Source organism: Alkalihalophilus lindianensis (assembly GCF_032843265.1).
GTDB lineage: Bacteria > Bacillota > Bacilli > Bacillales > Bacillaceae_D > Alkalihalophilus > Alkalihalophilus lindianensis.
Genome location: NZ_JAWJBA010000416.1, coordinates 1 through 267, shown reverse-complemented (window position 1 = coordinate 267; position 267 = coordinate 1). Strand labels below are relative to the sequence as shown.

1 pseudogene is annotated in these 267 nt (G+C 38.2%); it reads right to left on the bottom strand.

Annotated features, from left to right (window positions below):
• Window positions 1–246: pseudogene (locus RYX56_RS22840) on the bottom strand (MFS transporter); the annotation flags it as partial.
• Between the last annotated feature and the right edge of the window lie 21 nt (window positions 247–267).

Sequence of the window (267 nt, the reverse complement as noted above, 5' to 3'; positions counted from 1 at the left end):
CAAAAAGATGAACTGGGCATATACTAAAGCCAGTTTTGGCTGCGATCTAAAGATTCGGACATCGATAAAAGGCTCTTTAACCTTTAATTCTCTCCAGACAAAAAGAACAAAAAAGATGATCCCCAACAGGCCTGAAGGATAATGGATGTTTGCTTCAAAGGATAATAAAAACGAAAGGAAAAATACCATCCCCGCAGCAAAAAAGCCAATTCCGAGAAAGTCGAGATGAGCAAACAATCTTTTCATCGTATCCTTGTCCTTTTTAAC